This is a genomic window from Photobacterium sp. BZF1, assembly GCF_014349205.1.
GTDB lineage: Bacteria > Pseudomonadota > Gammaproteobacteria > Enterobacterales > Vibrionaceae > Photobacterium.
Map to the genome: position 1 here is coordinate 1 of NZ_JACSOF010000223.1, position 7,306 is coordinate 7,306.

Below are 7,306 nucleotides of genomic sequence, written 5' to 3' on the forward strand. Positions count from 1 at the left end.
ATAAAAGAAAGGACCGAACGTTTCCACGTTCAGTCCTCTATGTGCCACCCAAGTATCCGTTCAGGTATAAACGATGACGCTTATCCGAATGGCATTAAGTCACTGACTGGCCTTATTCGTATCAACTTTCAACCTGCTAAAGAGGGGTTATTCAACGGTTTCCCGAGAGGTTTCCGGAATCGCGTTGAGTAAGCTGAAATTTCGCTCTTCATGCTCGTGGGCGGGGAGTGGTCGGCCAAGATAATAGCCCTGGCAGAAATCGAAGCCACATTGTTGCAAATAACGCAGCTGTGCTTCCGTTTCGACCCCTTCAGCGACCACTTTTAACGCCAGCTTTTCACAGATGGCCTGGGTGGCCTCAATAATAGCCTGGCTACCCTTGTGCTCTCCTTGGACAAAGCTCTGATCCAGTTTAACGGTACTGATCGGCAAATCTTGCAATTGCGACAGGGAAGAGTAACCGGTACCAAAATCATCGAGGTAAAGCTCAAGGCCCAGCGAGGCAAGATCATCGAGGCATTGCTTTGCTTCATCATACTCTTGCAACATAGTGGACTCGGTTAACTCAAGTGCCAACTGCGCAGGTGGAATTTTGTAATATTTCAGTAGCCCTTCGATAGTCGGTGCCAAGCTTGATTGCAACTGGGCTCGCGACAGGTTAACACTCATAATGAAGGTTTTACCGTACTTTTCACGCCACTGGGCCAATTGCTTACAGGCTGTTTTGATGATCCATTTACCCAGAGGGACTATCTGGCCGGTTTCTTCTGCCAGCGGAATAAACTCACCCGGCGAAACCTGCCCCAACTCCTCGTCATGCCAGCGGATCAAGGCTTCGAAGCCCTTGAGGGATTTGCTGTTCATATCAACAATCGGTTGATAGTAGAGTTCGAACGCTTCTGCTTCCAATGCCAGTGTCAGGTGGTGGCGCAAGGTCATCTTACGGTAAAGCGCATCGGCCATGTCTGGAGAGAAGTGATGGCTGCGATTGCGGCCACGCAGTTTCGCCCGGTGCATGGCCATATCAGCCTGAGTCACCAAGGTTTCGATGTCTTTTGCATCGGTAGGGTAGTCTGATGTACCGATACTACAGCCAATCGACAATTCACCGACTTCTTTCAAGTGGAAGGGGCGGTTAAGCGCTTTGATCAGTTGCTTGGCAAACATTGCCGAGTTTTCGATATTGCGGTGCTCCGCTTGGACAATAAACTCATCACCACCAAAGCGTGCTAGCAATCCCTTGAACTTCACTTCTTCTTGTAGGCGAATGGCAATGGCTCGAAGCAGTTTGTCACCGATGGCATGGCCATAGGTATCATTGACCAGTTTGAATCCGTCAATATCGAGGAACAATAAGCTATATGGGTGTTGGCTGTGCTGGTTCTCCACGATGGCATTGGTGATACCACGGCGGTTTAATAGCCCAGTCAGAAAATCATGTTCAGCGTTATATTTTGCCTTGTGCAGTTGCTCTTTTTCCTGGCTGATGTTGATTAAACTCAACAACAACTGGTGCTTATCGGAGAGCCATTTTCCATCGATATTCAGCCAATGGTGGCTTTTGCCTGTCCAGCATAGGCGCTTGGTTTTTAGTACACCTTCAGAGCGGGCACTTGCCAGCCATTTATCAGCCAGTTGGGCGTCACCGAGAAAGCTGGCAAGATCGCTTAGATCTTCGCCAAAAGAGTGGGTAAAAGAATTGTTGGCACTGATCAGGCTGCCGTTTTCATCAAATAGCAAAGCCAGGTTTGAGCTGCCTGAAAAAGCCAACTCACGGCGAAGGCTAGCTTCTTCAGCAATTACCTCGACGAGCATCACGGTGTTGCCATTAGGACCCGGCATACCGGAAAAATAACATAACGCTTTCTTGATGACGTTGTTGGGGGAGAAGTACCACCAGGTTTTGATTTTTTCACCTTGTTGGAAACGGCTAAGGTAGCCATCAAGGATGGCATCAACCGCTTCGGACATATCAAGGCTGAGATCACGGGCTGTCAACTCATCCGTACTCTTTGCTTCCCATAAAGAAAGTGAAGCGGAGTTGGCCCAGAGGATGCGTTTTTGGTGAATATCGAAAATCCAAACAGGGGTCTGTAAGAACTCGTAGAGAGAAAAATTTTGGTTCATCACCAAGGCTTTGTTATTTATTGTGATATTTATCAGATGCTATATCAAAAACGGCGTTTTAAATACGCATACGGGATAAAATCGTGAGGTTTATTCACGATTATTGAAAAAAAATATGCAATATCTTGAAAAGCAGCAAAAAAGTCGATATGCATCGCATTTTTTTGCTGCTTTGTTCATTTTAATATAGTGACAGTTTCACTTCCAAGCCGACGAAGACAGGATCGTAAGCCGCACCGGCGTCGAGGGCAAAGTTTGCAGCATCGGTATTGCCGAACCATGGGGTGTAGGTAAGGCCGACATCTGTGTCGCCACGCCACCAGTCAGTCACCCAGTAATGGATATGGCCGACGGGGTTGAGTAAGAACAGGCTGACATCACCCATGGTTTTCGAGCCCATTACCTTGCCACGGTTGGCGGTGATTTCCATTTCGGTTTGGAACATCCATTCACCGACGGCCGCACCAAATAACGGGGTAACGATAATATCTTGGATCGATGGCACTTCAGCAAAAGCCTCTACACCGTATTCCCAGAAAAATGTCGACATGGTTGCCGAATATAGGAATGACTCCCATTCGTTAAAACCAGAGTGACGGGCAGCGGTATAGTAAACCCCACCGAAGTATGGGTGCATAATATAGTTTAGCCAGTGATCATCCTTATCCCATACAGGCCCTTCCGAGACATTATCCCACCATTTTTTGCCAAGGCCTTTTAGGTTGGTATCTTCTGGATCCCAGTTAGTCACATCTTCGGGCAGAAGCGTCATCAATCCGACCGTTGCGATACTCAAGCCGAAAATGGTGTAAGACTGCTCTAGCAAGTAATCCCAGTCTTTTTCAGGTGCGACTGATAAGTGCTTAGGCAATGTATTGGTGGTTGGTTCTGCTGTCGTTGGTTGCAGCGAAAGCCCTTGATCCATGGCTGTATACTGATATTGGTTGGTCGACCCCAGCGACTGGCTAGGCTGTGAAGCATAGCTGTTCAGAAACGTTGGCTGGTGGTATGAACCCATATAGGCATTCTCATTCCATGCGAATGCAGGGGTGCTGATGGCAACCCCCAGGACAAGTGATGATAGAAGTGAAGTGCGCAAGATACGCTCCGCAGTAGATCAAGGTGGATAGGATAAAAAAGTGCGGGAAGTATCACTGAAATAACAAGAAAATCCTAGTATTGAACAGCGTATTTTGTGCAAAAAAATTGTAAAAATTACCCATTTATATGAATGAATTTCATAATTAACAACATTGTTCAAAATGCTCGCTAAGCAGAAAGAAAAACGGCAAGCGATAAGGCTTGCCGTTTGCTTTTTGGGTTAGCCCACTGCGGGGATCAATCCAGCCATTTGGAGAAATTGTGCAGCAATGATGAGTACACCAGCACCTGTTGCTAATGCTAGGGCGGGTTTACCCCCGGCCACTTGGTAGCCGTTTTCTTCGATGTCACTGGTTTGCAGCAACTGCTTGCGCTGGGCGCTGACCATCGCGACAGGAAGGAAAATGGCGAGGATAACCAGAGCAATAGCAGCAAAGCCCAATGCCATGATAAAGCCTTGAGGGTAAAACAAAGCAAAAGCCAGAGGTGGAATGAATGTCATCGCAGCCGTTTGCAGGCGCCCATGTTTTTTATCATTTTGCTTGAAGCTATCAGCTACAAAATCGAACAGACCCAAGCTCACGCCTAAGAAAGAGGTGGCCAAAGCCAAGTCAGCAAACACAGAGACAGACTGGCTAACCATTGGGTTATGTAGCAGTTCGCTGAGAGTGCCAATGAATGAACCTAGGCTGTTGCTCGCCATCAGATCTTGCTGGCTAAGTACGCCTTGGCTGGTGAACTGCCAGAAGACGTAGATGATTAGCGGCAATGAAGAGCCAATGACCATCACTTTCTTAAGCGCTTTCATATCCAAGCCAATGTAGCGCACGATAGATGGGATACTGCCGTGAAAGCCAAACGAGGTGAAGATGACCGGCAACGCCGAAACGATGAGTCCTTTTTCTACTGGCATATTGACCAGGTAGCCGCCCTCGACATTCGGTGCAAGTAGGCTAAGCATTACGACCAAGGCGATGACTTTCAGGGTGAACAGCACTCGGTTAACCATATCGACAGAGTGAGTACCGATCGCCACTATGCTGGCAATGACCAGGGTAAAAATGACCGTACTGGTTTGCGCCGAGACTTCCAACCCCACCCAATTATTCAGTTTGTCGTTAAGTTGGCCGCCACCGCCTGCAATGTATGCGGCGCAAAGCGAGTACATAAGGAAGCAGACAGCAAAGTTGGCGAGCAGTTGACCTTTCCTTCCCAGTAGATCACGGGCCAGTGAATTTAGCGTCGCTTGGTGATCAGCGTACTGGTGCACTTCTAACATTAATAATGCGGTGTAGGTCATCAATGACCAGATACCAAACATAATCAAAGTTGCGGTGGTAAAGCCAAGTCCGGCCGAGGCCAGAGGAAGGGCTAGCATGCCTGCGCCGATCGTCGTACCGGCGATGATCAGCATACTGCCGAAAGTCTTGTTCATTGACATGGGGTTATTTGCTCCGAGTAATCAAAAGGTTGTGCTCGGGAGGCGGTGTTCGCACCTGTGGTCGCTCCCTATTTTGTTTAGAGGGCCACAATGGCAAAGAGGTGTCAGAATTTATTTACACTCTATATAGCCATTGCGGCTATCGATAGAAGGTGCCTGATTGGAGTATGTCCATGGTTTATTCCATTTCTTATAGTGATAAATAGTGATTTTTGGGCTAATGATGATGTTTGTCTCTAGGGGTGAACAATATAGTGATCGCAATTGACTGTCAACTTTTGTTTCTGGTGGTGTAAATTTATGTTTACGAATGTTTTGTTTTTCGTCTCGCTCTTGCTGTAAGCCCCTGGGGCAGGGGCACTTGGGTGAAAAATAACGTGCTGAAATAGCTGGAGATATGCTTGAATAGGCAATATCCAACGTCATTTACCTGAGTTAAGCAATTAGAGCTATCTCGAGGACTGTGGGTAATACAATAATGAAAAGCCGGGTGATGGTTGGCTGTCACTGCTGGCAACACGGGAGAAAGTATGCTGAAAGTCGCAATGATTAGTACTGGTGAGGAAGTGCTTCACGGGGATATAACGGACACCAATGCCGCATGGTTATCTGCACTGTTCTTTCAGCGTGGCTTTCCCATGTCTCGCAGGACTACGGTGGGCGATCAGCTTGATGTATTGGCAAAAGAAATCGAACACTGCAGCCTGACTGCCGATGTCGTGGTGGTAAATGGGGGGCTGGGGCCAACAACCGATGATTTGACGGCACAGGCAGCGGCGGTTGCTGCCGATGTTGGCCTTGAATTGGCAGACGAGTGGGTCGCGGCGATGGAGGAGAAATATGCCAAGCTCGGCCGCGTGATGCCCGAGACCAACCTCAAGCAAGCTATGCTGCCGGAAGGCTCGGAGATACTGGATAACCCCGTTGGTACGGCATGTGGCTTTGCGATGCGTATTAATCGTGCCTGGGTCTTCTTTACCCCAGGGGTGCCGAGCGAGTTCAAGAAAATGGCCCATGAGCAGATCCTGCCGCGCCTGGAGGCTGAGTTCACCGAGACCAGCAGCCTAGAGTGCATTCGGCTTTACACCTTTGGTCTGTCGGAATCGGGCATTGGCCAGTCGCTCCAGCCTATCTCGCTTCCCGAAGGTTTTGAGCTTGGCTACCGCTCTGAAATCCCGTTTATCGAAGTGAAGGTGTTCTGCCCGAAAGGCCACCCACAAGTGCTTTCGGTAGTCGATAAGATTGCTAGCCTGTTGGGAGATAACCTTGTTGGCCGCAGCCAGCCCTTGTTGCAAGCCGTGGCTGAAAGGATTGAGCAAAAAGAATACCGATTAGCTATCGCCGAGCACTATTCCGGTGGCTTCCTGACTAGCTGGCTCCATGACGATGAACGTTTGGCAGCGCGGCTTACCCAATCTTGGTTACTAGGGTGCGGTAATACGCCAAGTGAACACCATGAAGCGCCGATAGAGGCTGTATTGTCTATGGCGCAGGTCGCGCGGGACAAGAACAAGGTAGATATTGTCCTGGCCATAGGGGCCGAGCAAGACGGTCTTGTGGCTGTGGCATTGGTGACGCCAGAAGGGGAATGGGCGCAACAAGTGTCGACCAAGCGCCGTTATGCGTCGCGTGATTTTCGCTATGTGTTGTCGACACTCGGCTTGGATATGCTTCGCCGCTGGCTTGAGGATAAACCCGTCTTAGGCCACTCGGAATCATTGCAGCGTATTGATCAAAGAGAAAACAGGTACTAACAGTTATTTCTATCTTTGGGCTGACTAGATAGACAGCCCAATTATCAATATGCGGGTAGGCTGCTATTGATGTGCGATAGCTTTGACATGCATATTGGCGACATACTCGTCTTCGGCCCAGTAGATCCGGTCGGCGACCATAGCTTCAGGGTTAAGCTCAACACCATCTAGCACGCGTTTTTTGAACGCATGGTAGCCGGATCTGTCGATAAGGTGGCCCATGTGCAGGTACACCGGGTTGCCTTCAAGCATTTCCTTCTCGAACTCAAACAGGTTGTTCAGTACCTGATGGAGTACATCTTCTGTTACCCAGTTGAGGAACAGCTTGCCAACCCTCGGTGTTTTCTTGGAAGTTCGCCCACCCAGTTTGACCATGTATAGCTGTTTCGGATTGCGCTGCCAGGCCAGGGTAGGACAAGCAAGGACACACTCGCCGCAGCCAATGCATTTGCTCTCTTCCTTGACCGCTTTACCGTTCTCAATGCTCAGGCAGTCTACCGCATGGTGTCCGCACGCCTTCACACAGGCACCACAGCCGATGCAGCGATCGCTGTTGAATTCAATCTTGGCTACCCCGAGTACCCCAAAGTCACACATGTTGGCTTTTGCACAGTCATTCGGACAACCGGCCAGTACAATCTTCAGGTGGTAAGGCTGTGGATAGACATGGTGCTCGAGGCGCTGGGCAAGACCGGTGGTATCGGTGTTGGCCTTTTGGCAAATCCGGCTACCTTGGCAGGCGACGATATTACGACCGCCGATACTCTGGTAACCCGCTTGGGTATCTTCAACATCAATGCCGCACAGGTCGACTGTAATGTCTTTGATAAATGGCTCCAAGGCACGGTTTACGGCGGGGGTATCTTTGTGTTTTTTTCCCCGC

At 49.2% G+C, this 7,306-nt stretch carries 6 protein-coding genes; 2 read left to right on the forward strand and 4 right to left on the reverse strand.

Annotation, left to right across the window (positions count from 1 at the left end):
• The coding region (locus BIZ37_RS30320; RefSeq protein ID WP_222939874.1) for a hypothetical protein at positions 1-192 on the forward strand (192 nt) is incomplete at its 5' end.
• Here BIZ37_RS30320 and BIZ37_RS28570 read toward each other — a convergent pair.
• The 3 genes from BIZ37_RS28570 to BIZ37_RS28580 all read right to left on the reverse strand — a co-directional run bounded on the left by BIZ37_RS28570 (position 148) and on the right by BIZ37_RS28580 (position 4,669).
• Positions 148-2,127: a bifunctional diguanylate cyclase/phosphodiesterase gene (locus tag BIZ37_RS28570; protein WP_187464421.1), complete on the reverse strand. Its 1,980-nt coding sequence runs from the start codon at positions 2,125-2,127 to the stop codon at positions 148-150. The genes BIZ37_RS30320 and BIZ37_RS28570 overlap by 45 nt on opposite strands.
• Positions 2,128-2,308: 181 nt before the next feature.
• On the reverse strand, positions 2,309-3,226 hold the full coding sequence (locus tag BIZ37_RS28575) for a DUF3943 domain-containing protein (RefSeq protein ID WP_255526952.1): 918 nt from the start codon (positions 3,224-3,226) through the stop codon (positions 2,309-2,311).
• A 222-nt stretch (positions 3,227-3,448) separates the two neighbouring features.
• Complete coding sequence (locus BIZ37_RS28580) at positions 3,449-4,669, reverse strand: aromatic amino acid transport family protein (RefSeq protein ID WP_187464422.1); 1,221 nt, start codon at positions 4,667-4,669, stop codon at positions 3,449-3,451.
• 530 nt (positions 4,670-5,199) lie between these two features.
• Here BIZ37_RS28580 and BIZ37_RS28585 point away from each other — a divergent pair.
• Positions 5,200-6,423: a CinA family nicotinamide mononucleotide deamidase-related protein gene (locus tag BIZ37_RS28585; protein ID WP_187464423.1), complete on the forward strand. Its 1,224-nt coding sequence runs from the start codon at positions 5,200-5,202 to the stop codon at positions 6,421-6,423.
• A gap of 63 nt (positions 6,424-6,486) precedes the next feature.
• On the opposite strand, the gene asrC is transcribed toward BIZ37_RS28585, so the two are convergent.
• A partial coding sequence (asrC, locus tag BIZ37_RS28590) for a sulfite reductase subunit C (RefSeq protein ID WP_187464424.1) occupies positions 6,487-7,306 on the reverse strand: 820 nt, incomplete at its 5' end.